The sequence below is a fragment of the Micromonospora marincola genome (genome assembly GCF_056150385.1).
Genome location: NZ_JAXCFT010000030.1, coordinates 1 through 26,330, shown reverse-complemented (window position 1 = coordinate 26,330; position 26,330 = coordinate 1). Strand labels below are relative to the sequence as shown.

General features: G+C 68.0%; 27 protein-coding genes, 1 tRNA gene and 1 pseudogene. 19 read left to right on the top strand and 10 right to left on the bottom strand.

All coding sequences use genetic code 11. From position 1 onward, the window contains the following. The first annotated feature begins 169 nt into the window (after positions 1 to 169). From ald to SM450_RS30295, 9 genes are all read left to right on the top strand, one after another. A complete protein-coding gene (ald, locus tag SM450_RS30335) occupies positions 170 to 1,285 on the top strand; it encodes an alanine dehydrogenase (protein WP_474623205.1) in 1,116 nt (371 codons plus the stop codon). A 13-nt stretch (positions 1,286 to 1,298) separates the two neighbouring features. Further along, the gene (locus SM450_RS30330; RefSeq protein WP_474623222.1) at positions 1,299 to 2,288 is read left to right on the top strand and encodes a site-specific tyrosine recombinase XerD; all 990 of its coding nucleotides are present in this window, start codon (positions 1,299 to 1,301) and stop codon (positions 2,286 to 2,288) included. Between the two features lie 204 nt (positions 2,289 to 2,492). Further along, positions 2,493 to 3,416 (top strand): ParA family protein, encoded by a 924-nt coding sequence (locus tag SM450_RS30325; protein WP_281583638.1) that lies wholly within the window; start codon positions 2,493 to 2,495, stop codon positions 3,414 to 3,416. Between the two features lie 41 nt (positions 3,417 to 3,457). After that, the gene (locus SM450_RS30320; RefSeq protein WP_474623204.1) at positions 3,458 to 4,627 is read left to right on the top strand and encodes a segregation and condensation protein A; all 1,170 of its coding nucleotides are present in this window, start codon (positions 3,458 to 3,460) and stop codon (positions 4,625 to 4,627) included. 4 nt (positions 4,628 to 4,631) lie between these two features. Further along, positions 4,632 to 5,699, top strand: coding sequence for an SMC-Scp complex subunit ScpB (gene scpB / locus SM450_RS30315; RefSeq protein WP_474623203.1), 1,068 nt, complete (start codon positions 4,632 to 4,634; stop codon positions 5,697 to 5,699). Then, positions 5,686 to 6,456 carry a pseudouridine synthase gene (locus SM450_RS30310; RefSeq protein WP_474623202.1) on the top strand — a complete coding sequence of 257 codons (771 nt, stop codon included), beginning with the start codon at positions 5,686 to 5,688 and terminating at the stop codon, positions 6,454 to 6,456. The genes scpB and SM450_RS30310 overlap by 14 nt, the downstream gene beginning before the upstream one ends. Before the next feature lie 168 nt (positions 6,457 to 6,624). Beyond that, positions 6,625 to 7,305, top strand: a complete 681-nt coding sequence (gene cmk / locus SM450_RS30305; RefSeq protein WP_474623201.1) for a (d)CMP kinase — start codon at positions 6,625 to 6,627, stop codon at positions 7,303 to 7,305. Between the two features lie 118 nt (positions 7,306 to 7,423). After that, complete coding sequence (gene der / locus SM450_RS30300; protein ID WP_474623221.1) at positions 7,424 to 8,806, top strand: ribosome biogenesis GTPase Der; 1,383 nt, start codon at positions 7,424 to 7,426, stop codon at positions 8,804 to 8,806. Positions 8,807 to 8,971: 165 nt separating this feature from the next. Beyond that, positions 8,972 to 9,045 (top strand) — tRNA-Pro (locus tag SM450_RS30295). Positions 9,046 to 9,159: 114 nt separating this feature from the next. Here SM450_RS30295 and SM450_RS30290 read toward each other — a convergent pair. Then, positions 9,160 to 10,341, bottom strand: coding sequence for a tyrosine-type recombinase/integrase (locus tag SM450_RS30290; protein ID WP_474623200.1), 1,182 nt, complete (start codon positions 10,339 to 10,341; stop codon positions 9,160 to 9,162). A gap of 206 nt (positions 10,342 to 10,547) precedes the next feature. On the opposite strand from SM450_RS30290, the gene SM450_RS30285 reads away from it, so the two are divergent. Further along, entirely contained in the window at positions 10,548 to 10,775 is a 228-nt protein-coding gene (locus SM450_RS30285) for a hypothetical protein (RefSeq protein WP_474623199.1), read from the top strand. Here the strand turns inward: SM450_RS30285 and SM450_RS30280 are convergent, their stop codons facing one another. Continuing rightward, positions 10,776 to 11,027: a helix-turn-helix transcriptional regulator gene (locus SM450_RS30280; protein ID WP_474623198.1), complete on the bottom strand. Its 252-nt coding sequence runs from the start codon at positions 11,025 to 11,027 to the stop codon at positions 10,776 to 10,778. A gap of 193 nt (positions 11,028 to 11,220) precedes the next feature. Between SM450_RS30280 and SM450_RS30275 the strand changes: the two genes are divergently transcribed. Continuing rightward, the gene (locus SM450_RS30275) at positions 11,221 to 11,634 is read left to right on the top strand and encodes a DUF6924 domain-containing protein (protein ID WP_474623197.1); all 414 of its coding nucleotides are present in this window, start codon (positions 11,221 to 11,223) and stop codon (positions 11,632 to 11,634) included. A gap of 207 nt (positions 11,635 to 11,841) precedes the next feature. Here the strand turns inward: SM450_RS30275 and SM450_RS30270 are convergent, their stop codons facing one another. Beyond that, positions 11,842 to 12,078, bottom strand: coding sequence for a hypothetical protein (locus tag SM450_RS30270; protein ID WP_474623196.1), 237 nt, complete (start codon positions 12,076 to 12,078; stop codon positions 11,842 to 11,844). 282 nt (positions 12,079 to 12,360) lie between these two features. Further along, entirely contained in the window at positions 12,361 to 12,534 is a 174-nt protein-coding gene (locus tag SM450_RS30265) for a hypothetical protein (RefSeq protein WP_474623195.1), read from the bottom strand. A gap of 174 nt (positions 12,535 to 12,708) precedes the next feature. On the opposite strand from SM450_RS30265, the gene SM450_RS30260 reads away from it, so the two are divergent. Continuing rightward, a complete protein-coding gene (locus tag SM450_RS30260) occupies positions 12,709 to 13,332 on the top strand; it encodes a hypothetical protein (protein ID WP_474623194.1) in 624 nt (207 codons plus the stop codon). Positions 13,333 to 13,702: 370 nt separating this feature from the next. Here the strand turns inward: SM450_RS30260 and SM450_RS30255 are convergent, their stop codons facing one another. Both SM450_RS30255 and SM450_RS30250 read right to left on the bottom strand, forming a co-directional pair. Then, the gene (locus tag SM450_RS30255) at positions 13,703 to 14,992 is read right to left on the bottom strand and encodes a nucleotide-binding domain-containing protein (protein WP_474623193.1); all 1,290 of its coding nucleotides are present in this window, start codon (positions 14,990 to 14,992) and stop codon (positions 13,703 to 13,705) included. A 154-nt stretch (positions 14,993 to 15,146) separates the two neighbouring features. Then, a pseudogene (locus SM450_RS30250) lies at positions 15,147 to 15,608 on the bottom strand (IS701 family transposase); the annotation flags it as partial. A 297-nt stretch (positions 15,609 to 15,905) separates the two neighbouring features. Here SM450_RS30250 and SM450_RS30245 point away from each other — a divergent pair. Both SM450_RS30245 and SM450_RS30240 read left to right on the top strand, forming a co-directional pair. Then, the gene (locus tag SM450_RS30245; protein WP_474623192.1) at positions 15,906 to 16,490 is read left to right on the top strand and encodes a PadR family transcriptional regulator; all 585 of its coding nucleotides are present in this window, start codon (positions 15,906 to 15,908) and stop codon (positions 16,488 to 16,490) included. A 54-nt stretch (positions 16,491 to 16,544) separates the two neighbouring features. After that, positions 16,545 to 17,498 (top strand): hypothetical protein, encoded by a 954-nt coding sequence (locus tag SM450_RS30240; RefSeq protein WP_474623191.1) that lies wholly within the window; start codon positions 16,545 to 16,547, stop codon positions 17,496 to 17,498. A 197-nt stretch (positions 17,499 to 17,695) separates the two neighbouring features. Here the strand turns inward: SM450_RS30240 and SM450_RS30235 are convergent, their stop codons facing one another. The 3 genes from SM450_RS30235 to SM450_RS30225 form a co-directional block, all read right to left on the bottom strand. Continuing rightward, a complete protein-coding gene (locus SM450_RS30235; protein ID WP_474623190.1) occupies positions 17,696 to 18,730 on the bottom strand; it encodes a WD40 repeat domain-containing protein in 1,035 nt (344 codons plus the stop codon). Positions 18,731 to 18,998: 268 nt separating this feature from the next. Continuing rightward, entirely contained in the window at positions 18,999 to 19,181 is a 183-nt protein-coding gene (locus SM450_RS30230) for a hypothetical protein (RefSeq protein ID WP_474623189.1), read from the bottom strand. Positions 19,182 to 19,271: 90 nt separating this feature from the next. Further along, on the bottom strand, positions 19,272 to 19,934 hold the full coding sequence (locus SM450_RS30225) for an MOSC domain-containing protein (RefSeq protein WP_474623188.1): 663 nt from the start codon (positions 19,932 to 19,934) through the stop codon (positions 19,272 to 19,274). 817 nt (positions 19,935 to 20,751) lie between these two features. On the opposite strand from SM450_RS30225, the gene SM450_RS30220 reads away from it, so the two are divergent. The 5 genes from SM450_RS30220 (at position 20,752) to SM450_RS30200 (ending at position 25,017) form a co-directional block, all read left to right on the top strand. Then, entirely contained in the window at positions 20,752 to 21,375 is a 624-nt protein-coding gene (locus SM450_RS30220) for a YrhB domain-containing protein (RefSeq protein WP_474623187.1), read from the top strand. Between the two features lie 4 nt (positions 21,376 to 21,379). Continuing rightward, positions 21,380 to 21,712, top strand: a complete 333-nt coding sequence (locus SM450_RS30215; RefSeq protein ID WP_474623186.1) for a hypothetical protein — start codon at positions 21,380 to 21,382, stop codon at positions 21,710 to 21,712. 1,509 nt (positions 21,713 to 23,221) lie between these two features. Further along, positions 23,222 to 23,503, top strand: coding sequence for a hypothetical protein (locus tag SM450_RS30210; protein WP_474623185.1), 282 nt, complete (start codon positions 23,222 to 23,224; stop codon positions 23,501 to 23,503). Between the two features lie 159 nt (positions 23,504 to 23,662). Further along, entirely contained in the window at positions 23,663 to 24,577 is a 915-nt protein-coding gene (locus SM450_RS30205) for a DUF2199 domain-containing protein (RefSeq protein ID WP_474623184.1), read from the top strand. Positions 24,578 to 24,693: 116 nt separating this feature from the next. Next, entirely contained in the window at positions 24,694 to 25,017 is a 324-nt protein-coding gene (locus SM450_RS30200; protein ID WP_474623183.1) for a hypothetical protein, read from the top strand. Between the two features lie 152 nt (positions 25,018 to 25,169). Here SM450_RS30200 and SM450_RS30195 read toward each other — a convergent pair whose 3' ends face one another. Then, entirely contained in the window at positions 25,170 to 26,168 is a 999-nt protein-coding gene (locus tag SM450_RS30195; RefSeq protein ID WP_474623182.1) for a hypothetical protein, read from the bottom strand. Positions 26,169 to 26,330: the final 162 nt, after the last annotated feature.

Here is a 26,330-nt window from a genome sequence, read left to right as displayed (position 1 = left end):
CCTGACACTCCGTCAGCACCACCGGGCACCGGATGTCACAGTGTCGGCGCTCCCGGGCGGTCCGCGCGCCTAGACTGCCGCCGGCGGGACCGGTGGACCGCGTCGGCAACGGAGCCGTCGGGGCGCCGCGCTGCCGGGGTGAGCCGCCCCCGAGGAAGGTGTCAGCATCGTGAAGGTCGGAATCCCCCGCGAGGTCAAGAACCACGAGTACCGGGTGGCGATCACGCCGGCGGGCGTCCACGAGTTCACCCGCAACGGCCACGAGGTCTGTGTCGAGACGGGCGCCGGAGTCGGATCGAGCATCACCGACGACGAGTTCGCCGCCGCCGGCGCGAAGATCCTGGCCACCGCCGACGAGGTCTGGGACACCGCCGAGCTGGTTCTCAAGGTCAAGGAGCCGATCGCCGAGGAGTACCACCGGATGCGCGCGGGGCAGGTGCTCTTCACCTACCTGCACCTGGCCGCCTCCCGCGAGTGCACCGACGCGCTCGTCGACCGCGGGGTCACCGGCATCGCGTACGAGACGGTCGAGCTGCCCGACCGGTCGCTGCCGCTGCTCGCCCCGATGTCCGAGGTGGCCGGCCGGCTCGCCCCGCAGGTCGGCGCGTTCTACATGATGCGCACCGGCGGCGGCCGGGGCGTGCTGCCCGGCGGCGTCTCCGGCGTGTACGCGGCCAAGACCGTGGTCATCGGCGCCGGCGTGTCCGGCCTGAACGCCGCCGCGATCGCGCTGGGCCTGCAGTCCGAGGTGCTGCTGCTGGACAAGAACGTGGCCCGGCTGCGCTCCGCCGACGCCATCTACCGCGGCCACCTCCAGACCGTGGCCTCAAACGCGTACGAGATCGAACGGGCCGTGCTCGACGCGGACCTGGTCATCGGCGCGGTGCTGGTGCCCGGCGCGAAGGCCCCGAAGCTGATCTCCAACGAGCTGGTCTCCCGGATGAAGCCGGGCAGCGTGCTCGTCGACATCGCCATCGACCAGGGTGGCTGCTTCGAGGACTCGCGCCCCACCACGCACGCCGACCCGGTCTACAAGGTGCACGACTCGATCTTCTACTGCGTGGCGAACATGCCCGGCGCGGTGCCGAACACCAGCACCTACGCGCTCACGAACGTCACCCTGCCGTACGCCCTCGAACTGGCCAACCAGGGCTGGCGGGCGGCGCTGCGCGCGGACCCGGCGCTGGCGCTGGGCCTGAACACCCACGACGGCAGGGTGGTCTACGGCCCGGTCGCCGAGGCGCACGGCATGGACATGCTGCCGCTGGCCGAGGCGCTGAGCTGAGCGAGGTGCCGAGCTGACCGAACCCGCGACGGACCGGGCCGGCGCGCAACCCGCGCCGGCCCTGCGTCGCGCGGTCCGGGGCTACCTGGACCACCTCACCGTCGAGCGTGGACTGTCCGGGAACACGCTCGCGTCGTACCGCCGGGACCTGGACCGCTACCTGACCACACTTGCCGCCGCCGGGGTGACCGACCTGGCCGCCGCCGGCACCCGCGAGGTCGAGACCCACCTGGCCCGGCTGCGCGCCGGCGACGACGACCACCCGCCGCTCGCCGTCTCCTCCACCGCCCGTGCCGCCAGCGCGGTACGCGGCCTGCACCGCTTCGCGCTGCGCGAGGGACTCACCGGCGCCGACCCCGGCCGCGACGTGCGCCCGCCCACGCCACCGCGCCGGCTGCCCCGGGCGCTGCCGGTCGACGACGTCCGGCGGCTGCTGGAGGCCGCCGGGCCGACCGGAGCCACCGGCGACGCGGCACCCCGCGCGCTGCGCGACCGGGCGCTGCTGGAGTTCCTGTACGGCACCGGCGCGCGCATCTCCGAGGCGGTCGGCGCGGCCGTCGACGACCTCGACCTGGACGCCGGCGCCGTGCTGCTGCGCGGCAAGGGCGGCAAGACCCGCCTCGTCCCGGTCGGCGGGTACGCCGCCGACGCGACGCGCGCCTGGCTGGTCCGTGGCCGCCCGGCGCTCGTCGCCGCCGGCCGGGGCACGCCGGCGCTGTTCGTCAATGCCCGCGGCGGACCGCTCACCCGGCAGGGCGCCTGGGGCGTGCTGCGCGCCGCCGCCGCCCGCGTCGGGCTGCCGGTCGACGGGCCCGACGCGGTCTCCCCGCACACCCTGCGCCACTCCTACGCCACCCACCTGCTCGACGGCGGCGCGGACGTGCGCGTCGTGCAGGAACTGCTCGGCCACGCGTCGGTGACCACCACCCAGGTGTACACGCTGGTCACTGTGGAACGGCTGCGCGAGGTGTACGCCACCGCGCACCCGCGCGCCCTGGGGTGAGTGGTCGGTGTCGCCGGTCGCGGACCGGGCCACCGACGGGCGGCCGACACGCCGACCCGCTACCGAACCTGCTGCTGGCCGGTGGCGTACAGTCGGCATCGGCGCGGGCCTCCAGGTGCGATGGACCGGAGGTGCGCAGCGGCGCCGCGAGGGACGTCGGACGGCTCCGACGCCGGGTGGTCGTCGGGAGGGGGCAACGAGGACATGGCAGGAAACGGTGACCGTGCCGAGACCTGGACGTCGGAGCTCCGTGAGCAGCAGGCGACGCTCGGCGCCGACCTCGGCCCCGCCGACCCGGCCGCGTACACGATGCGCAAGCCGATCCCCGAGCCGATGCCGACCGACCGGCACGGCCCGGCGCGGATCATCGCGATGGCCAATCAGAAAGGTGGCGTCGGCAAGACCACGACCACCATCAACCTGGGCGCCGCGCTCGCCGAATACGGCCGCAAGGTGCTGCTCGTCGACTTCGACCCGCAGGGCGCCCTCTCCGTCGGCCTGGGCGTCAACCCGCACAACCTCGACCTGTCGGTCTACAACCTGCTCATGCAGGACGACGTCACCGCCGAGGACGTCCTGATCAAGACCGACGTGGCGGGGCTGCACCTGCTGCCGGCCAACATCGACCTCTCCGCCGCCGAGATCCAGCTCGTCAACGAGGTCGCCCGGGAGATGGCCCTGGCCCGGGTGTTGCGCACCATCCGCAAGGAATACGACTTCATCCTGATCGACTGCCAGCCCTCGCTCGGCCTGCTGGCGATCAACGCGCTGACCGTCGCACACGGCGTGCTCATCCCGCTGGAGTGCGAGTTCTTCAGCCTGCGCGGCGTGGCGCTGCTGCTGGACACCATCGACAAGGTGCGCGAGCGGCTCAACTTCGACCTCGAACTCGAAGGCATCCTCGCCACCATGTACGACAGCCGCACCACCCACTGCCGCCAGGTGCTCCAACGGGTGGTCGAGGCGTTCGGCGACAAGGTCTACCAGACCGTCATCACCAAGACGGTGAAGTTCCCCGAGTCGACCGTGGCCGGCGCGCCCATCACCACCCTCGACCCGGCATCCTCCGGCGCACGCAACTACCGGCAGCTCGCCCGAGAAGTGATCGCCGCCCAGTCGGACCGGTAGGGGCCACGCCACCCGCCCGCCGCGTCGACTACGGTTTCCCGGTGACCGCACCGCCCCTCGACCCGCCGCACGGCGACCCCGCCGCCGCCGAGGTGCTCCTGGGCGACCCGACCCCGGTGGGGGAGACAAGCGGCTTCACCGTCCGGCTTGACAACTTCACCGGCCCGTTCGACCTGCTGCTCCAGCTCATCAGCAAGCACAAGCTGGACGTCACCGAGGTCGCCCTGCACAAGGTCACCGACGAGTTCATCGCCTACCTGCGGGCCATGGGCGACAAGTGGGACCTGGACGAGACAAGCGAGTTCCTACTTGTCGCCGCGACCCTCCTCGACCTCAAGGCGGCCCGGCTGCTGCCCTCCGCCGACGTGGAGGACGAGGAGGACCTGGCGCTGCTGGAGGCGCGGGACCTGCTCTTCGCCCGGCTGTTGCAGTACAAGGCGTACAAGGAGGCGGCGGCGCACATCGCCGAGCTGGAGGCGGTCGGCGGTCGGCGCTACCCGCGGGCGGTCACCCTCGAACCCCGGTACGCCGAGGCGCTACCCGACCTGGTGCTCGGCATCGGCCCGCAGCGGCTGCTCAAGCTCGCATTGAAGGCGATGAGCCCGAAACCGGTGCCCGAGGTGTCCATCGCGCACGTGCACATGGTCCGGGTCAGCGTCCGGGAGCACGCCGGCGTCATCGCCGAGCGGCTGCGCCGCGCCGGGATCGCCACCTTCTCGCAGCTCTGCGCCGACTGCGAGATGACGCTCGAGGTGGTGGCCCGGTTCCTGGCGCTGCTGGAGTTGTACCGGCAGGGGCTCGTCGCGTTCGTGCAGGAACAGGCGTTGGAGGAGCTGACGGTCCGGTGGACCGGCCCCGCCGACGGCGACGCCGAGCTGACCGTCGACGAGTACGCCGGCGCCCCGGACCCGACCACCACACCCGTCGACTCGTCCGCCGCCTCCGGTGTCGCCGCTGCCGGTGTCGCCGCTTCCGGTGTCGCTGACGTCGCTGCCGGTGTCGCCGCTGCCGGTGTCGCTGACGCCGCTGCCGCACACACCGACCCCGCCATGGCCGACGCCGACGCTGCCGCCTACGCCGACGCCGACGCCGACCTCGCCAAAGCTGCCGGCGACGCCGACCCCGCGAATGCCGTTGCCTACCCCGCGACCGCCGCCGCCGCTGACTCGCGCCGCGAAGCGGCGGACACGACCGCACCGACGCAGGAGTGACCTGATGAGCGACGAGGAGCGCCGCGACTCGCTGGCCGACCAGGCCGCCGCCTGGATCCCCCCGTGGGAGCGCCCCACTCCGCCGACACCCGGCCCCAGCGATGAGGACCCGGCCCAGGCCGACCGTCCCGAGCCCGTGGACTCTGTCCAAGATCTCGACCCCTCGGCAGATCTTGGAAGCGATGGGCCCCCAGAGGGGCCGATTCCTTCCAAGATCGCGTCTTTGGGCGAGACGAGTGGGGATCTTGGTACGGAAGCGCCCCTGAAGGGGCGGGACGGTACCAAGATCTCGGGGGAGACCTCGGTCGGCGATGACGAGGGCGGCGGCGACGAGGGCGGCGACGAGGGCGGCGGCGACGAGGGCTGCGACGGTCGGCCGGGCGATGGCGGGCCGGGCGTTGGTGGGCCGGGCGGCGGTGCAGGGGGCGGTGGTGCACAGGGCGGTGGCGCGGGGAGTGCCTTCGGCGTACCCCCCAGGCGGGGGAAGCGGCGGGCGGCGCCGGAGCCGGCGCCCGCGCCGGTGTTGGACGACGCGGAGCTGCGCGGCGCCCTGGAGGCGATCCTGCTGGTGGTGGACCAGCCGGTCAGCGAGCTGGTCCTGGCCGAGGTGCTGGAGCAGGCCCCGGAGCGGGTGGGGGCGATGCTCGACGACATCGCCGCCGGCTACACCGTCGCCGGGAACGGTTTCGAGCTGCGCCGGGCGGCGGGTGGCTGGCGTCTCTACACCCGGCCGGAATACGCCACCTACGTCGAGCGGTTCGTGCTGGACGGGCAGTCGGTCCGGCTGACCCAGGCCGCGTTGGAAACCCTCGCCGTGGTCGCCTACCGGCAGCCGGTGACCCGTTCGCGCATCTCGGCCATCCGGGGTGTCAACTGCGACGGGGTGCTCCGTACCCTGGTGGGTCGCGGCCTGGTCGAGGAGTGCGGCACCGAAGCGGACAGCGGCGCCTTCCTCTACCGGACCACCATCATGTTCCTGGAGAAGCTGGGGCTCAACTCGGTGGACGACCTGCCGCCCCTGGCCCCGTTCCTTCCCGACGACGTAGAAGAGCTTGCCGATGCGACGCGATGACCGTGCCCCGAAGACCGATGCCCCCGTGTACGAGGGCGCCGAGCGCCTCCAGAAGGTCCTCGCCGCCGCGGGGGTGGGCTCGCGGCGGGCCTGTGAGGACCTGATCTTCCGGCGGCGGGTCACGGTCAACGGGCGGGTGGCGCAGCTCGGCGACAAGGCGGATCCGGCGCGCGACGTGATCCACGTCGACGGCGAACGGCTCCAGGCCGACGTCCGCCTGGTCTACGTGGCGATGAACAAGCCGCGCGGGGTGGTCACCACCATGGCTGACGAGAAGGGCCGCACCGAGCTCGCCGACTTCATCGGCGCGCGGCTGGAGCAGCGGGTCTACCACGTCGGGCGACTGGACGCCGACAGCGAGGGCCTGCTCCTGCTCACCAACGACGGCACCCTCGCCCACAAGCTCATGCACCCGTCGTACGAGGTACTCAAGACCTACCTCGCCGAGGTGGCCGGGCCGATCCCGCGCAACCTGGGCAAGCGGCTGGCCACCGGCGTCGAGCTGGAGGACGGACCGGTGAAGGTCGACGGGTTCAAGGTGGTCGACACGCTGGGCAAAAGCGCCCAGGTGGAGCTGACCCTGCACGAGGGGCGCAAGCACATCGTCCGGCGCCTGATGGCCGAGGTGGGACACCCGGTGTCCCGGCTGATCCGTACCTCGATCGGTCCGATCAAGCTTGGCGACCTGCGCACCGGGCGGTTGCGGCGGCTGACAAACGCGGAGGTCGCCGCCCTGTTCAAGGCCGTGGGTGACTGACCGGAGACGATCGGGGTACGGCTCCCGGTAGGCTTCGACGCGGTCCGCGGGCCGGCGCGCACGCGCCCCCGGCGCCCGCGCGGCGCGGGCATGATTGACGACGACACACATCCGCTCAACGGCGCCGGACAACGGCGACCCGCGAGGTACGGGCTGAGGAGGACAACGGTGGAGGAAAACGTACCGGCCGGGCGCTGCGTGGTCGCTGTGGACGGGCCGTCCGGTTCGGGAAAGTCCACCGTGTCGCGGCGACTGGCGGTGAGCCTCGACGCCCGCTACCTCGACACCGGCGCCATGTACCGGGCGCTGACCTGGGCGGTGCTGCGCTCCGGGGTCGAGCTGACCGACACCGAGTCGGTGGCCAAGGTCGCCGGCGAGGCCGACCTGCGCATCGGCACCGACCCCCGGGGGTACGCGGTGACCGTCGACGGCACCGACGTGTCCACCGACATCCGCGGCGCCGAGGTGACCGCCGCGGTCTCCGCGGTCTCCGCCGTCGGTGCGATCCGTGAGCTGCTTGTCGACCGGCAGCGGCGGGTGATCGCCGAGGCGGGTCGGATCGTGGTGGAGGGCCGCGACATCGGCTCCGTGGTGGCCCCCGACGCCGACCTGAAGGTCTACCTGACCGCCTCCGAGGCGGCCCGCGCCCGGCGGCGTAGTGCCGAGGACGCGGCCGATGTCACGGCGACCGCCGCCGACCTGGCCCGGCGGGACCGGCTCGACTCGACCCGCGAGGTCAATCCGTTGCAGCAGACCCCCGACGCCGTGGTGCTGGACACCACCGAGCTGGGCATCGACGAGGTCGTCGCCCGCCTGCGTGACCTTCTCACCGAGCGGGGCGTCGCGTGAGCGGGGTTCCGTGTGCGCCGCGGGCGCTGTTGGCTCCGTGGGCGTCGCTGGCTCCGTCGGCGCTGCCGGCTCCGACGAAGGGTGGCCGGGCGTGAGTGACGACGACTTCGGTGGTTGGGTGGAGTTGCGCGAGCCGGAGGCCGACTTCGACGAGCCGACCGGCCCGCAGCCCGTGGTGGCCGTGGTCGGCCGCCCCAACGTGGGCAAGTCCACGCTCGTCAACCGCCTCATCGGCCGTCGACAGGCGGTCGTCGAGGACGTTCCCGGCGTCACCCGGGACCGGGTGCCCTACGACGCGCAGTGGAACGGCCGGGCGTTCACCGTGGTGGACACCGGCGGTTGGGAGCCCGACGCCAGGGACCGGGCCGCGGCCATCGCCGCCCAGGCCGAGACGGCGGTGGTCACCGCCGACGTGGTGCTGTTCGTGGTGGACGCCATGGTCGGTTCGACAGATGTGGACGAGGCCGCGGTGAAGATGCTGCGCCGCAGCGCCAAGCCGGTGATCCTGGTGGCCAACAAGGCAGACAACACCACCATCGAGATGGAGGCGACGTCACTGTGGTCACTCGGTCTCGGTGAGCCGTTCCCGGTGTCGGCGCTGCACGGCCGCGGCTCCGGTGACCTGCTCGACGCCATCATGGCCGCGTTGCCCGAGGCACCGAAGATCGTGGAGAACCGCCCGCGCGGCCCGCGCCGGGTGGCCCTGGTCGGTCGCCCCAACGTCGGCAAGTCCAGCCTGCTCAACCGGTTCTCCGGCGAGGACCGGGCGGTGGTCGACTCGGTCGCCGGCACCACTGTCGACCCGGTCGACAGCCTGGTCGAGATCGGCGGCGAGACCTGGCAGCTGGTGGACACCGCCGGCCTGCGCAAGCGGGTCGGGCGGGCCAGCGGCACCGAATACTATGCCAGCCTGCGCACCGCCTCGGCGATCGAGGCGGCCGAGGTGGCGGTGGTGCTGCTGGACTCCAGCGAGGTGATCAGCGAGCAGGACCAGCGGATCCTCACCATGGTGGTGGAGGCCGGCCGGGCCCTGGTCATCGCGTTCAACAAGTGGGACCTGGTGGACGCCGACCGCCGTTACTACCTGGACAAGGAGATCGACCGGGAGCTGCGGCGCATCCCCTGGGCGATCCGGCTGAACCTGTCCGCGCAGACCGGCCGGGCCGTCGACAAGCTGGCTCCGGCGCTACGCAAGGCGCTCGCGAGCTGGGAGACCCGGATCCCCACCGCACAGCTCAACCAGTGGCTCACCGCGCTGGTCCAGGCCACCCCGCACCCGGTACGCGGCGGTCGCGCCCCGCGGATCCTGTTCGCCACCCAGGCCGGGGTGGCGCCGCCGCGGTTCGTGCTGTTCACCACCGGCCCGCTTGACGCCGGCTACCAGCGGTTCGTGGAGCGCAAGCTCCGCGAGGAGTTCGGGTTCGAGGGCAGCCCGATCGACATCTCGGTACGGCCGCGCAAGAAGCTCGGCCCCGGAGGTCGCGGTAAGGCCCACGGCTGAGTCATCCGGGGTGGAAGCCGCCGGGCCATGTGCTCGGCGGCTTCCTTCCTAGGACGCTCTAGGGGGAGTGGCGGAGGCCGCGCTGGGCGGAGGGGCCTGTGCGTGCCGTGCGAGGATCTTGCGCTAAGCTGTACCGGCTGCCGCGGAGAACGTCGCGCGGGGCATCGGGACGTGGCGCAGTTTGGTAGCGCACTTGACTGGGGGTCAAGGGGTCGTCGGTTCGAATCCGGCCGTCCCGACAGTAAAAGAGCAGGCCAGGGCCTTGATTCACTTCGGTGGGTCGAGGCCTTCTTGCTGTTCCGTCTCACAATTCATCACGTACGCGCGTACTGCTGGATTTCGTGTCACGGGTGTCACCCGAACAGGCCCGATTCCAGGTGCTCGGCGGCGACCTTGAGGTGGCTGTTGTTCGGGTGGACGTAGACCCGCTTGGCCAGTGTGCCGCCGTCCGCATGGCCGGCCCAGGCCGCCAACACGACGTCGGGCACGCCGGCGCCGGCGAGGTAGGTCAGGCAGGCGTGACGGGCGTCGTAGGGCCGTACCTTCCGCACGCCGACCTTGGCCATCAGCTTGTAGACCCGGCGGCGCAGCCAGTCGGTGCGTTGTGGGCGGCCGAGTTCGTCGACCAGGACATAGCCGCTGTCGACGTAGGCCTCGCCTGCCTGCAGGCGTTCCTTCTTCTGCTGGGTCTGGAAGGCCTTCAGCGCCTTCGCGACCGTGGCGGGCATCGGTAGCCCGCGCTTGCCGGCCGCGGACTTTGCCTCCTTCTCCTCGACCTCGCAGTCGACAAGCGTCCGAGTGTTGTCGCCGGCGGCAATCGTGCCGGCCTGGAAGTCGACATCGGACCACCGCAGCCCGCACACCTCGGCGGGGCGCAGGCCCATGAGTGACAGCAGGCAGGGGGCCTGCAGGCGTTCGCCGGCGATGCCGGCCAGGAACGCCTTCACCTCGTCCTGGGTCCAGGGCTTGCGCTTCGCCTTCTCCTCGGCGGCGGCCTTCGCGGCAGCCCGGGGAATGGTGACGAACGCCGCGACGTTGCGCACCACGAGTTGGCGGCGGACCGCGACGTTAAGCGCAGTCCGGAGTCGGCCGAGAGTCAGGCGGACCGATCGGACGCCCAACCCGGTTCCCGGCTTGCCGCCACGGCGCCGTCCCTCCGTTAGCATCCAGTCGATCAGCGCCTCGATGTCGGCCTCAGTGACGTCCTGGAGCGGCTTGGTGCCGAGGCGGACGCGGACCGGCAGGAGCGCGTCGCGGTAGTTCGCCGTGGTGGCCTTCTCGACATCGCGGGTGGCGGACGCCAGCCACTCGTCGAGGAACTCGTCGACGGTGATCTTGCCCGGCTTGACGTACGTGCCGCGGTCGGTCTCGTGCTTGATCCGGGCGTACTCCGCCTTGGCCTCCTTCCTGGTGTCGAACGTGTAGGTGCGTTGGTCGCGACGTCCGTCCGGCTTGCGCCCGACGTCGAGGACGAACCGGTAGCGGGTCTTGCCGCTGCGAAGGGTGACCTTCTTGATCGGGTCCGAGGCACTCACGTGCGTCCTGTTCCTTCCATGAGGGATGGGCTGCCGCCCTGCTTTTCGTGCGTCAAGCTACTGCGTACTTGACTCGATGGTACCTAAAAGCGGTACCCATTCGCGGTCCCGTCGGGCTCGTGGGTTGGTGATTGGTGATAGGCGGTGTGGGATGTGGCAACCTCGACTCGTCACCTAGCCGTTCTGACCGTTCGAGGAGTTGAGGCATGCCGCGACAGCGTCCTGTCGCCGAGAACCTGCCGCCGCTGCCGACGCGGGAAAGGCGGGATCAACAGGTCAAGATCCGCCTCACACCTTCGGAGTTGGAGAGGCTGACGGCGATGCGGCCTGATCTCACGCCGTCCGGGATTCTCGCGCTGCTCGTTGACGACGTGCTCGCCGGGCGCTACCGGCCGGGATGGGCTGTGCCGGAGGAGGCAGGAAACGCCGACTGATCACTTGCCCGTAGGTGCGGATGTGCGCTCCTGATCGGCGCCGTGCCGGTAGATGCCGACCAGCCTCAGCAGGTCCGCGGTCCGGACGCGGTATGTCGTGCCGATCCGGAGCACCGGGCAAGGAAACGTGTCCTGCTTTGCGAGCTCGTAGGCCTTCGTCCGTCCGACGCCCAAGGCGCGAGCGGCAGTGGAGAGGTCGACAATCGCGGGAAGTCGCAGCAGTTCCTCATGGGTGAGCGAGCTGGTGATCATTGGCCCATTCCTCCAGGGGTGTGAGGGGAGTGGACGCCGAGGCGACCGGCTGTCGAGGCACTGAACGGCATGCCCTGACACGACGATTGCGGCCGGCCGTTCTCCGGTGCGCTACCGCCACAGCGGTAGCGGGCCGTCGGCGGCACTGGTAGCGGTTGGCTGGGGCTCGGCGGAACCCTGCAACAATTCACCAATGCTGACCTTGCCGGACACGCTCTGCACGCTGGTGCTCCGTACCGACTTCTCCGACGAGGCAGCTTGGGAGGCAGTGTGCTCGGCGAGCATCGCGCCCTCAGCGGATGGGTTCGCGGCGAGTCTGTCCTTCGTCAGCGATCGAGCGTTCGCGGGCCTGGCTCCTGAGCAGGTGGCGGCGCTGCCGACGGCGACCTATCGCAGCTTCCTGTTCCTTGTCGACAGCGTCACCGTGACCAACGTGGAAACGCCGCTCGTTGCGCTGGACCTGCTCCACCAGCCAGGTCGCTGGTTCCGTGTGGTGCCGGCTGAGATGTGGAGCGTTGAGAACAACCTCTCGATCGCCAACATGGACTTCTTCGAGTTCGCCGACGCAGTGGGTTCAGGCGGAGTGTTCCGCGGATTCCCGGCGTAAGGGCGTTGCTGCCTGGCAGGGCGTCTGAGGCGATTTCCGTCGCGTTGCCGACAAGAGGCTCTGGGCAGACCGCTACCCGGCCACTTACCGCTGTTGCTAGTCATCAGCCTCAGTAGCGCGGCGGTAGCCCCGACGATCTGTGGTTGGTAGCTCCGTACCGTTCGGCTCCTGGCGGCGCATCCGTGGTCCGCCTCAGCAGTCGATCGATCAGCAGGGCGTTGTGCGTGTCCACCCGGCGTGGGCGAGCGCGGTCCGGGCGGCGAGCAGGTCCCGCTGCAACGCCGCCAGCTCGGCCCGGTTGATCCCGCCGGTGTCGGGCTCGCCCTCGGCGCTCACGCCCCGCGCGGTCGCCAGCGCCGCCTCCCCGACGTACCCGGTCGTGGTCAGTGCCGCCAGCGCTGCGGCCGCGGCGAGCTCCGCGTACTCCTCAGCGGTGAAACGCACATGGACGCCGTGGTCTCGCCCGGGAGAGGCGTACCGGCGAGACCGTCCCGTCAACCGCGGGATTGTGCCCGCACCTCCCGCGCCGCCGCGCGGCGGCCCGGGCTGCCAACGCGACCATGCCGTAGTCGCTCGATAGCCCCCGGCTGAACCCCGTGCGGGCGACAGGGCCCGTGCGCGACTCGCTAACAAGATCGTGTCCCACCTCGATGCGCTCGGCTTGAAACGCGGACGGGCCGCCTCCCCATTGGGGAAGCGGCCCGTCGACAAGCTAGATCAATAGCGCTAGTGGGCGCCTCCACCGGTGATCGCCATCCACCAGATTCCCGCTGCGTAGCAGACGGTTGCCGTCGCGTGGACGATCTCGACAACCAAGGCGACCCGGTCGCGGTTCGGTGCCGCCTTGCTGGAGTCTCCGGACGGCTCGGGCTGTGTACCAGTACCGTTCTCTTCACGCACGGTGCACTCCTTCGAATCTTCCAACTCGGTTCTCGGAGTGAGGCGGCCCCCTGTTCACGCAGGGGGCCGCTGTTCTTCAGCGGCTGGACGCCTCGCTCCGATGCACTCATCGTCACCCCGCCTCCAGCGGTCCCCTGTCAAGCAACCTTGACGCCGTGGAGCTAGCGTCGTGGTATGGCCAAGCCGTCCAAGCGCGTCGCGAAGACGTCCAAGCAGCGTGTCGCTGAGGCCCAGTTCGAGCGGTGGCTGAGGGAGATGGTCGAAGACCGCAGGTGGGCGTGGGCGCTGTCCGCGAAGGACAGGGCGTGGGCTTGGCAGGACAGCATTCCTATCACCCGCGTGCGCGAAGTCATTGCCGAGTTGTCCGAGAAGTACCGAACCGAGCCGCCGGTATCGGAGATGCAGAACCTCACTGACGGCCGGGCTGCCGCCCTCGCGCACCTGGTCGCAGCGAAGTCCGTGATGAGCATGGCCGAGGACACCGTGGTCAGGTTGGTGGCCGAACTTCGTGCTCGCGGCGCTTCGTGGGATGCGATCGCCCGCTGTCTTGGCTGCACCCGGCAAGCTGCGCATGCCAAGTACGGCAAGACGAATCACAAGATGAACGATCGGTTCCTCGGACCCTGGCTCGCATTCGAACTCGACGCAGCACGCCGCGTCGCAACCGAGATTGCTCAGTCTCCCGACTCGACCGACGAAGAGGTTGCCGACGCGAACGCGTTCCTGGCCGAGCACGACGACCGCGATTGGCGCGAGACGCTTCGCCGTGAACGGGGAGCACCCCGAAGGTACCGATAGCCAAGATCACCGACCGGCTCAACCCCACACGCGCTCCGCTCGTCGATGCCGTCTCGACAGCGCCCACGACCCATCCGAAAGGTAGGTCCGGACTCCGCAAGATCATCCGAAAGCCATGTCCGGACTCCGAAGCGTTCGAGCGGACGGGACAGTTGCGGTGCACGGCTGCCGCACCGGCTGCGCCCGCTTGCCACCGTCGCGTCCGGTTCCAGGTTGCGAGTAATCAAGGCGCAGACCAGTGGCTCGCAAGGTGGGCTCGGAGGTCGACAAGTCGAAGTCTCCGGGCCTACCTTGCGGTTTCCTTTGCCGGGTCACCCATTCGAGAACCAGAACGGTCGCTTGCAAGGGCGATGATCACCGCCCTGTAGCACTATGCCCCGTTGGAGCTGATCGGGACATCGACTATGTCCCGTGCGACCACGATCCCGTCCTTGATGATGTAGCACTCGACAACGTGCTCCCCCCGGAAGACGGTTCGCTCGTGCCTCACGCTGGGGCGGTTCGAGGAGATGATCTGGCCGCGGATGTTGTTCCGGCGCTCGGCCTCGTCCCCTCGGTTCAGCACCTTCCACTTCACGTCATACGGCTTTGGGACGCTGCATTCGGTGATCTTGAAGTCGAGGCTCTTGTTCGCGAGGAGTGGGGTCCCGTTGCCGAGCATCCTTCGCAGCAGGGTCGGTCGCCAGCCGTTCTGCGTGACCTCGCAGTCGATCGTGACCGAATGACCGATGTCGACGGGGAACGAGTTCTCGATGAATTCCTCCGTGTCCTTGAACGAAAGGGCGGACTTGGTGGCTTCGAGCGGAACCGCCTTGCCGAAGACCTCGCGCCACTTCTTGTTCGCAGATGCCTTGCCCTCGTTGGCGATCGCCTCGACGCAGCGGTTGTATGCCTTCTTCGCTTTCGGCTGGAACCGCTTTTTCACCGTCACGCGTTGGTTGCTGCCCAGTGCGAGGTAGTAGTCCTGGTCGGGCTCGTCCGCCAGGAAGTTGAAGAAGTCCCGGACCATGTAATCGAACCAGAGAGAACTCTTGTCGTCGTACTCGGTGGTGGTCGAGAAAAATCGATGTACCAGCGTGTCGATAAGCAGGCCGCCCATGACCACGCCGTTCGTGTCCTTCCACGCCCGCGCCATCCGAGCGAGGTGACGCATGTTCTTCGACGTGCGATCGTTGCAGTTCTTGGTCGCCGTGATCTCTTGGCGCGGCTTGGTGACCTTCCAGCTCTTAGATTTCGTGTCCGGGTAGTCGAAGCTGCCGTCAGCGTTCTCGAAGGCTGGCTGAACCTCAAACTTGAACTTGTTGCTGGTGAACTGCACTCCCACGACGCACTGGTCGACCCGGATCGTGGTGTTCGGATAACGAGCCTTCAGATCATCCCGGACGCGGTTGAGGATCCTTTCCGGCCCAGTCTCGCTGTTGTAACTCGAGCGAAGGTTTGCCGGGAGGATGTAGATCATGTCGAGATCGGATACCCCACGGATGGCCGTGTGTCGCCCGTAGGAGCCCACCATGAGCCGATGCAAGGTGGATCCCTCGACCGACCTGAAATCTTTGTTCAGCGCCTTGGTGATCTCATCCCGACGCGCGGCGATGGTGGTGCTGGCGTCGCCAACCTTCAGGTTCTCGAGAAGGGTGTCGAAGATCTCCTGGACCTTCATGCGGCCGCCTCGCTCTTGTTGAGCCGGAGTGCCTCCGGCAGAAAGAGGTCGATCTCGCGGGACGTGAACGTCAATTCCTCGTTGTTCTTAAGCCCGTCCTGCGCCTTGCCATATGCCTTGGACGTGGTCCTAATACTCCAGCAGGAGATCCGTTTCAGGGCTCGGTGAGGGCTTGTCGGGCGTAGTGGCTGGTCTTGGCGTCGGCTTGATGGCGGCGTCGGAAGATGGACCAGGCGATGACGTCGGCGGCGCGTCGGGCGGGTTCGAGGACCAGCGCGTGGAACAGCCGTCGGAGTTCGTTGACGGTGATCGGGATCAAGCCGTTCGGGCTGGTGGTGCTGGCGGCTGCGGCGGCGGCGAGGAATGCGTGTGCGGCGATGACGAGGGTGGTCCAGCGGTGCCAGGCCCGCCAGCGGCGGTGTTGGTGCTGGTCCAGGCCGAGGCCGGTCTTGGTGGCCTGGAACGATTCCTCGATGCTCCACCGTCGGCCGGCGACGGTGACCAGGTGGTGCAGCGGCACGAGGTTGGGTGACCAGCAGCGGTAGAACGCCAGCTCGCCGGTGGTGCGGTTGCGGCGGATCAGCAGCCAGTGGTGACCTCGGTGCTGGTCGGCGGCCGCCCGGCTCGGCGCGAAGTTAAACCGCACCTGACCCGTATGCGCCACAACGCCACGATCCCGGTGTCCAGGGACAACGACATGACGTGTCGCGGAGCCGGACGATGCGACTCGCCACCCGCCCTAGCGACTCCTCGAGCCTCGGCCTCGGCGGTTCATGGAGCTCAGGTGGCGTCCGGATCTGCCGATGTGCGGGCGTCGAGCCGGAGTGGTGCGGTAGCAATGCGTGACTTGGCCGTCGCCTCGAATGCCCGGCTCGATCTTGCACGTAGACGTATACGCCTATAGGTTGCCGGGGTGCCTCTGAACGCGTCACGGAACAGCCTGGTGTTGCCGATCCTCGGACTCCTCGTCGAGCAGCCGGCGCATGGCTACGACATCACGACACGCCTACGCGAGCGATACGGACACCTATCGGTCACCCGCAGCACCGTCACGTCCCTGCTGAAGGCGCTCGAGAAGGCAGGCATGGTCTCCTCCCGGCTCCCCGAGCGAGTAGGCAACCGGCCACCACGTACGGCCTACGAGTTGACCGCCGCAGGTCTCGCCGACTTCCGCCTCAAGGTCGAGGCTGGGGTGCGCGACACCCAAGCCGCGTCCGTGGACTTCGTCATGGCGGTGGCCTACGTCGGAGTTCTTCCGATCGACCAGGCGGCGTCCATCCTGCTTGGTCGAGCCGACCGGCTCGACCAAGAGCTGGCTGTCCTTTCGGAGCTACTCGACGGCGACGTACTCGAAGTGCACATGCTCGAAGTTGCCTACTGGCGCACCATCGTCGCCGCCGAAGCCACCTGGATCAGGACCCTGGTGCGCCGGATCCGGTCACAGGAGATTGGCTGGCCGACCCAGCAAACCGACGAAAACAGGAGAACAGAAGCGTGAAGTTCGGTATCTATCCGGGCGGACGGGCCGGCACCGTCTGCTCCCACCCACCCGATGTCGCCGCGATCCGCCACCTCGTCGAACGACCTCTCGGGCGGTCGCCCCTTCGTCATCCGCGAGTACGTGCACTTCTTCGGCGACGCGACGCCGCCGGACGTGGTCACCACACTCGGCGCCGAACACGAACTCGCGCACCTCACGATGCCCGACGAGTGGTACGTCGAGGGAAACCGCGAGCTGGACCTCGTGGTCAGCTACATCCCCCGGGCCGCTGACGTCTCCGGATGGCTGACCTTCCTCGACACCGTCATCGACCGCTACGGTCACCTGACGCGGTACCTTCAGGTGACGCTTGAGCCGAACTTCCCCATCCCGCTCATCGACGGAAGCGCACCCGGCGTCCTCGAAGCCCTGACCCTCGGCATCCCACACGCACGCACGACACTGGACCGGCAGGGGCGCCAGCACGTGCGAATCGGCTTCTCCGTCGCCGAACCACCCGAATGGTTGGGCGGCGACGACCAATTCTGGTCGTACCTTGCCTCAATCCCCTACCAGGACTTCGCGGCCCACGTCGACTACGTCGGCCTGGGCCTGTACCCCGACGCCTTCTCTCCCGTCGCCCCGCGGGGCAACCCGGGAGACACCGCATCCCTGACCACCCACGCCCTGCACCACTTGCGGGACGGGTCGCTGCCCCGCGCGCACATCCCGCCCACCACACCCATCCACATCGTGGAGAACGGCACCCCGAGCGGGTCACCGCGCACCGAGCAGGCACAGAGCGATTCACTGTCGGACATGCTCAGCGTCATCCTTACCGAACAGGACTCTGTGAACATCACCCATTACGAACTGTTCAGCCTCAGGGACGCCGACAGCAGTTCCACGGAACCCACCGGGACACTGGGCATCGTCACCGACACCTACCGGCCCAAGCCCGCTCTCACCGTCTACCGCAACATCGTCCACGGCACTGGCCAGCCTCCCGTGACCAGACAACCCTGAGCGCGGCAGACCGAACCGGAGCAAGGCGGGCCGACGTCAACTATCGGCCCACCTTGCCGCGGTCCGAATGCCGACGTACCGACGTGCTATCGACCGCTCGTGTCGCTGACGCGGTATGCCGATCAACGTCCGCACATGCCGCCGTTGGTGTGTTGCTCCTCGGTGGCAACCTTGGAGGGTGACGTCGACACTCAGCGTCACATGGCGAGCGGACGTCCACTATCAGCGGCGACGAGGAGTGCGTTGGTGCCTGGATTTCTCCACGTCGTGATGGCGCTGCTGGAGGTGGGCAGCACGGTGCGGGTACCGCCCTCCTCTGCGTTGAGCACGACGACAGCACCGTCGAGTCCCACCGCGATAGCGTTGTGGTCCGCTATCGACACGGGCGTCGTGAAGTAGCCCATGGGTGAGCCGGCCACTTCTAGCGATGTCTCCTTCCCGGTGACGTCGGCGTCGATCGAGCGTTCCCACACCATCCGGCCGTCGGAGACGTCGACCACTACCAGATTTCCTCGCCAGCCAACCGGGCGCCGGTCGTGATGAATCGCCGACGTCTCCCAGATCGCCAGCCGGCCGGCCGGGGTGAAGGCAAGACCGGAGATGGTGTCGACGAAGCGCTCGGAAGCGGTGTCGTAAGTGGCGCGGTCGATGTCCACGTGGTGCTCCAATCGACCGTTGTCGTCGACCCAGTCGAGCCGGACGTACGCACCGCCCTGAAACGAGCAGGCGGTAGCCAGCAATGTGCCGTCCGGGGAGAAGACCACACAGTTCGTCCGCTCGCCGGCGTCGGCCTCAGCGATGATCTGCCCCGTACTCGCCTCGGCGACAAGTACACGTTCGTCGGGTGTAGCGGCGGCCAACCACCGGCCGTCCGGACTGAAATCCAGCGCAGTCGCGCCGACGAGTTCGGGCATGACGCCGATGACGGTAAGGGTGTCGCCGTGGCGAATCTCCACCGAAGCTCCGGTGGGCGCGACCGCGACCAGTGAGCGACGCGGATGACAGGCCAGCGCCACCAGCGCAGTGTGCTCTGTCGCGACGACCACTTCGGGGACTGATTGTTCACCATGTCGCCAGCGCACCAGCGCTGCGTCACCCATAACGCTGAAACCGAACTCCACCCGGCCGGAGGCGCCCAGCAGCGACACGTCCTTGCCCAGCAGTCGCTGTACCGCAGTCAGGTCGCCGTTACGAGCCGCACGGACCACCGCAGCGTCATCTCTGCCGAGCACGACGCCGACAGTAGCCGGTTCTAACGCCGCCGCGCTCCGCAGCCGCTGAGCCCGGGTCTCGTCCCGGGGACAGCAATAGAAGCGATTCGACACAGCGGAAGGCCATTCGTCCGGCGACATCCTCATCTGCCGCTGATAAAGCGCGGCAGTCCTGAGCAGGTCCGGTCGACGACCGGGCCGTGGGAGCGGGCCGGAAGCGATTGAGCCGCACGGTCGCTGGCCGGGCGTCGGCGTTCGCCAGTGCCGCTCGGGCAAGTAGCCAAGATCTCTAACGATCGACCTGTAGGACGGTCCGTCTCAGCGTGGGGCCGGCGGGTCGAGGTCTGCCGACGGTGACCTCGCGCTGTTTCCGGTGGCCGACGACCTCGTCGGCCAGGACGCGGGAGTGCCAGGCCTCGGCGAGGCGGAGCAGGCCGGCGGCGCCGTCGGCCGCCTCGTACACGCTCTGCATGGGTCGAGGGTGCCAGACCGACGCCGCCGCCGCATCGGATTCCGGGCCCGGCCGGCGGCTCCGCGCGCCGGCGGCCGGTCCGACGCGGGGTCAGCGGCGCCGCGGAAGCCGTTCCGCCAGGGTCGCGCGGAGGCCGTCGGGCAGCCCGTCGAGCGCCAGCAAGCCGGGCAGCAGGCGCGGTGCGGTGAGGTACGCCTGGAACGCCCGCGCGATCGTCACCCCGTGCGCCGGACGGTCCTCCACGGTCACTGGATCACCTGCGCAGATGTCACCCGGCTCCAGCACCCGCAGGTACGCGCCCGGCCGGTTCGCCCGGGTGAAGGTCTTCACCCACCGCGGCTCGCCCATCCGGTGCTGGAACGTGACGCAGGGGATGCGGCCGAACGTCTGCTGGAGCACCAGCCGCGGGCCGACGCGCCACCGCTCGCCGATCACCGCGCCGTTGACGTCGACTCCCTCTGTGGTCAGGTTCTCGCCGAAGAGCCCGTCGGCGAGCGGGCGGTTCAGCCGTGCCTGCCACCAGTCGTAGTCCTCCCGCGCGTACGCGTAGACGGCCTGGTCGTCGCCGCCGTGATTCTCGACGTCGAAGATCTGGTCGCCGACCAGGCCGCTGTGCAGCCCGGTGGTCTTCGGCCCCGGGGCGCGTACGTGGACCAGACGGTCGACCGGCCGCTTGTCGGCGCCCGTGAACCCGACGCCCTTGGCGGGGTTCGGCTGCGGCACCGCCAGGTTGATCGACAGGATCCTGCTCACGCTCCGCAGGGTAGCCACGCCCGCCGTCGTACGTCGCGCCGTTTCTTGGGGGAGCGAGATGGGAGCAGGCGGGCGCACTGAACGGCGTTCAACAGCGTCCAACGGCAGTGAACGGCATCCAACTGCACCACCACGATCTGGACGTTCTCGTTTCCGCAGGTCAGAGTCGGTGCGGCGTCCTGCTTCACACGGAGTGCTCCGCGGCTTCGAGTAGAAGTCGACCGCCTCCTATCTTCCCTGGCTGGGAAGTATGCGCAGGTCACAGCGGTAAGGGGCTGCTGGATAGTCTGGCCTTGCAGGTGGGAGCAGATTGGGCGCACCTCGGCGAAGAGGTCACCGCGCACGAAGAGCTCACCGAACCCGGGCGGGGCGAAAGGGCTTTGACCTGCGGAGGCGTGGGGGAGCGGTCTGGTGTGACCTCCCAGAGAAGACCGAAGTGGTCAGCGCTGGCTGCTCCCCGCTTGGCTGCCGTGGCGTGTCGTTCTTGGCCCGCTGACGCCAGTCACCGGGCCATCACCCATCGACGTGCGGCTCTAGATCCGCCGTGGCGGAGCCTTGTCGGGGTTCCCGCAGTTGAGCCTCGAATCCCACGAGCACCCCTCTGACCAGGGTTTCCTGGGCGCTGACCTCTTCGGCGTACCCGACGGCGTCAGCCGCGCTCTGCTGCCGCTTGTCGGGAAGCGCCCTCCGCCGAGGTCGATGACAAGACGTCTTTGGATCATTGAAAGTCGATGAGACACGAGCCGGGGACCGAATGCGGTTGGTGTGTGGGTCGTCGTGATGGATGATGCCGGATGTGATCACCAGGGAGCGCGCTGTGGCGCTCGTCGAGGCCTTGTTGATCAGGCAGCGACGCGAGGGGCGGCCGGCCGATGTGCCCGAGGTTGCGGTCTGCGGTGTGGAGAAGCACGCGCTCGGGTGGTTGGTCGCCTGGCAGTCTGTGGAGTACCTACGCTCCGGTGACTTCGGAAGGATGCTGGTAGGGCAAGGCCCTTACCTCGTAGATGGAGAAGACGGCAGCATCCATCAGATACCAGTTGCGATATCTGGCTCGGGCCGGTGGGCTGAAGTGTATCTGCGGCAGCACAGGGGCGTCGCGCCTCCGGATCAGCTGCTCGTCGAGGTCCGTGCCCTTGTGAAGCGTGGGGACAGAATGGCGGCGCTGCGGCATGTCCGCCGGCAGGCGCCGCGGATGGGCCTGCGGGATGCCAAGGCGTACGTCGACGCGGTATGTGAGGAAGTTGAACCCTCGGACTGCTTGGCGAGCCTCACGCGGGAGGAGCGAGGGCCGCTGCCGTTAGCGATCGAGACGCTTGCGGGCCCGTGTGACGAGGCTGGGGCATGGGCCAACAACTGCGGGTTGGGGATGCCGCCAGCTCAAGCAGGAGGGACGGCTGTCGAAGGTGACTTGGAGTCAAGGCCGGGTTCCAAAAAGGAGTGACGGTGTGGACCGCTTCGAGGGCCGCTGCTGGCTGGACTGGTGGGCCAACGCCTCAACTCTGCTCGGCAGTGTCGACGTGGCCGTCGTGATCACCATCAGCGATGCCGGCTGGGGCGGCCATGGCCACCTCGTCAGCGACACCGACGAGGATCGCGACGGCTTCGCGTTCCTCTGCGACCAAGATCCCGTCTTCACGCTTCGCTTCGAAGACCAAAGCATCATCGCCGTCACTGCCCACCCCACCGACGACCAACGCCGGTTCACCCTCACCGAATACTCTGGGCCCAGAGGTCGCTCAGTCGAGCACCACAGCGATCTGACCCCAACCATCAGCTGAGACGGAAATATCATGCGCCAGGCAGGACTCTGCAGGGCTCCCACTCGCTCGTGCGGAGCCAGGTCTGCCCACCGCTAAGGCCGGATCCGCACGGAGTCCCCGACGTCCACGGTGGCGAGCACCCCCGAAGACGGCGTTCAGGACGGCTTGCCTATCCACTGTCGCGAAGATGTCGACGTCGAGGTGAGAGGCCCGCCCACTCGTTTCGGCGCCCGTCACCTCGCCGCGTCCGAGGAGAGCGTTGTTGAGCTCATCTTCGAGGTCGCCGCGATCGAGGGCGTCGTAGCGACCGCGATGGTGCTGATTTCGCCAGCTGGGACTCTGATCCCACCTTCAACCCTGTGGGCAGATCTTCCTTAACGCTGACCTCTTCGGCGAGCCGAGAAGCGTCAGCACCGAAGACTCCGCTTCATGGGTCGGCGGCATCCGCTCATGCCGATGAAGGTGCGTAGTCAGAAGGCGACGACGGCGAGATGAGGCCCGCGCGGGGGCGGGCCTCATCTACGACCTGGGTGCAACCGATAACGGTTGCAGGGACACCTCGTACCGCCACGAGTTTGGGCGGCCCCAGGAGTTGCAGGTGCAGTATAGCCTACGCGAGTAGTTCGCTCCCATAATGGGAACATGACATCGATTCTGGTCTGGGCCGCTGTGGACACACGTGGAGTAGCCTCTGTATACATCGCTTCGGACAGTCGAATCTCATGGGGCAAGCAACACTGGGATCAAGGGCGTAAGACCTTCGCCTGCGCCGCGCAGCCGCACATATTCGGCTACTGGGGAGACGTGCTATTTCCTGCTCTGGCCCTTCCGGTAATCACCGATCGAATAGATCGAGCCACTTCCCCATCAACCCGAGGCGCTGTTGACGTAGAGCAAGCCGTCCGACGCTTATGGAGCAGTTATCCCCAAGGGCAGCGTCGAGACGTTGGCATAATCCACGCGGCCAGACTGGGTGACGGTATGACTTCCAAGTTCTCGGTCTCCATTCTCACGTACGAATCATCATCCGACACATGGGCTACCACGAACTTCGGGTTGCCTGACCACTCAGCCATTCTGCGTATAGCGGGAAGTGGATCAACTGCAGTACGCATGGCCCATCGGGCTTGGCAGGGGACTCCGGCGCGGCGCACCAGCAGGGCAGTCTTCAGCGCCTTCTGCGAAGCGCTGAAATCTGGTAGCGACGCCTACAGCGGCGGCCCTCCCCAGCTTGTCGGGCTCTATCGCATCGGCGCGGGACGAATCTACGGTATCGTCCACGACGATCAGCGTTACTTGGCTGGATCACATCTACCAGGAAGTGAGATACCGCAGGAAGTCGAATGGCGCAATGAACTCTTCGAGCGAGTTCACGGGCACACGAAGAGGCTCGTGGATGGCGCGCAGCGGCACAGCCCTCGATGATGTTCAGACGCCGGGCACCATGGTGCACTCTCATGCCGCTGACTGTGCGCGGATCTGGCCGATGAGCGTGCGCCTCCTCGGGCTCCGCCTATGATCGCGCGCATGTTCATCGAGGTCATTGGTAATCATCAGTTGCCCGACGATGTCGATCGCGATGACGTTGAGGACCTACTCGCGGTTGCGCTACGCGCGGATGGCGAAGTATCCGGAGCGGGTAGCGGGTCGGGGCGATGGCATCTTGACGTTGAGGTCTCGGCCGATGCGGATCAGTTTCCACGCGTGCTTCGAAGGCTGGCCACCGCGTTGGTCGGCCAGGATCTTGGATGGGTGGTGCTCCGACCTGAGGGCGAGGAGACGGGGAAGTCGGCTCGCGAGCTTGCCTGAGGTCGCTCACGACATGTCCCTATCTGCCGCGCAGCGGGCGTGACGGGCGGCCCGACATGTGTCGCCTCTTCGCCGGCCGTGCCGTGGGCTTGTCGGGGATACGCGTCGTGGTGCCTGCTGGCGTTCGACGCTGGGGTGAGCTTCTCGTACAGTCCCGGTGTGCTCGATCATGTGGCTGGTTGCTCGTGCTGCGGTGAGCCTCTGGATGGTGTTGACCTTGACATCCGGTCGTCGTTGCCGGACGCGATCCTGGCGCTGCCTGCCGAGCAGCGGGCGTCGGCCTGGGGAAACTCCGATTTCCAGCGGATCGAGGGCGTAGGCGGTTTCCTGCGCTGTCTCATGCCGGTGCACCTGACCGGTGGCGCAAGCGTGACGTATTCGGTCGGGCTGAAGCTCGACGACGAGCAACTGCGCCACGCCAACGCGGTCTGGACCACACCCGAGTACACCGATCTCACGCTCCGGGGTGAGGTCGCGAACGCGATCAAACCATGGCCCGGGCTGCTCGGTGAGATTGCCAGGGCGGAGGTCCGCGATGCCGGAACCTTGCCGTATCTGGTCGCGGAACGGAACAGTCTGTTGTCGCGGGTGCTGACCGAGGCGTGGGACCGCGACGATGTGCTCAGTCGGATCTGGCACCCGCTGCCGCTCTCGGTCCGCCAGCAGATCACCGCGAGCTGGTCCGTGGAACGCACCGCCGGACTGGGCTCGCGAACGGCCGACGGCATCATGATGTTCGCCGGACGCGGCCGGACCGTTCACATCGAAGCATTCGATACCTCGATAGGCATGACAGCCGACGCTGCGATCGCCGAATTCAGCGGGGACTTGCCCGAACGGTGCGACGGCGAGTTGTCGGAGCAACACGGCGAGGTGGTGCGACGGGCATTCTGGCTCACAGTGGTCGTCGACGGTAAGCCGCAGCATGAACTCTACGGTTATGCCGCGACCTCCGAAGGCATCCTCTGTGTCACGTGCATGCACGACGACGCCTCCGACCAAGCGTGGGCTCAAAAGGTCTGGCGATCGGCGCGGTACGACAATACCGAACAAGACGCAGGTCCCCCTGTGTAATCAGCGGCAGAGTCACCCGGGAAAGGGCAGCGCACGGACTTGCTGCAGACCGCGCACGTTGGCTGCCCTGCTTCGAGCCGCTTCGCCTCCGCCTCCGCCTGGGAGATCATGTCGGCATGGCCAGCATCGTCGAGATCCACGTTCCGTTGGTACCAACTCCGGGTCTTGACCCGGGCGCCTATGCGTTCCCCTCGATCGATCAGGTCGAGGACTTCCTGGTCGACTTGGAAGACGAAGGCGTGGTCGAGGTGTACGACGACGGCGAGGAACTCGGCGACGTGTATGTCTTCTTCATCGCCGGAGCGACCGAGGCCAGCTTGCTGACCGCCGCGTCACGGGTAGCGACTCTCGACGGAGTGCCGACCGGCGCGTTCGCCATAGTCACCGATGACGGGAATCCGGACGGAACCGGACGACGGATCGACCTCCCGGTCGCCTGAAGTGCTGGCTATACCCGCCCGCACCTGAGCCCTATTCCGAGGGGGAACGACAAAGGCAGCGCGGGGCCCGGCACCCTAATCTGCCGCTGGCCGCACGCCCGATCAGCGTCCGCTCGTCTCGACGATCGGAGCTGATGGCTCGGCTGGTGGTTTCAGTCCTTGAGTGGATCCCAGTGGTTGCTGTAGCGAAGCAGTGATTGGGCCAGGTCGGGGTGAGCGGCCGCCCACACGGTGTCGAACAGGAACCACTGCTGGTACCCGAATGACTGGCCACAGTGCATGGTGACTTGGGCGAGATGTTCGTCGACCTTGATGCGCGATGCGTCGGGGCATCGGCCGTCGACGTATCGGCCCGTTGTGAGAAGCTCCATGGCTTCGCCGTGGGCGGCGCCGTGCTCCTTGGGCAGGTTGGGCCACGGGTCGGCGTTGAGGTTGAAGCCGGGCCATCTGTTACACCGGTCCAGCGCCGGGGTGATGGCGTCTTCTTCGGGCGCGATGAGCGTTCGCAGGACCAGCAGCTCGGGTGGCCATGCTGCACCGCTGTCGGGGTCCGCGGTCCGGAGATGTCCGGCCAGTTCCCACAACCCGACCCCTGGGAATACCAGCGGCTGGGAGCAGGCGAGGCTTTCGCCGTCGTAGAACGTGAGGAACACCGCGTACGTGCTGGCGTCACCGGTACGGGCGGGCGTAACGACTGTTACCGGCACATCGGCGACGAACGACGTCAACTCACCTTCCCCAGCAGGCAACGGCCACGACTGGAACAGGTATGCCAACCGGTCGGGGGCGGTCGCGACCACCTCGTCATCGAGGAAGAAATAGGCCAGTTCCACCTCGTCGTCATCGGTCCGTACCCGAAGGCTGTGATCGTCGAGGCGGATGAAGTCCTCGTCACCCTCGACGTACAAGTGCTCATGCAGGAGCTCGCGCAGCTCGCTGGTCGTTGCCGGCCGAGACAGGCCGTGCTTCCGTGCCGCCTCGAAGACCGAATCGAGGCCGTAGACGTCACCGCCCAGCTCGTTCTCGACCCAGGACTCCGGATCGTCGCAGTCCCAGCCTCGCCGGAACCAATTCAGCACGGTTTCGTCCGGCAGCCGCCGGACCCGCTTGCTCAAGTGGCCCTCGTAGTGGGAGCGATACACGAAATGCACGGCATGACGGTACTGCAGCCGGTCACGCAGATGTGGACGGCCGGAGCCAAACTTCTGCCGCTGCTAGTACTCCAACGTCACTTGGCTTCGGCGTTGGGCGTGGCGTGGGCATGAGGGCGGCCACCGCGTTGATCATCGATGGTTTGTGAGGACAACCGAAGA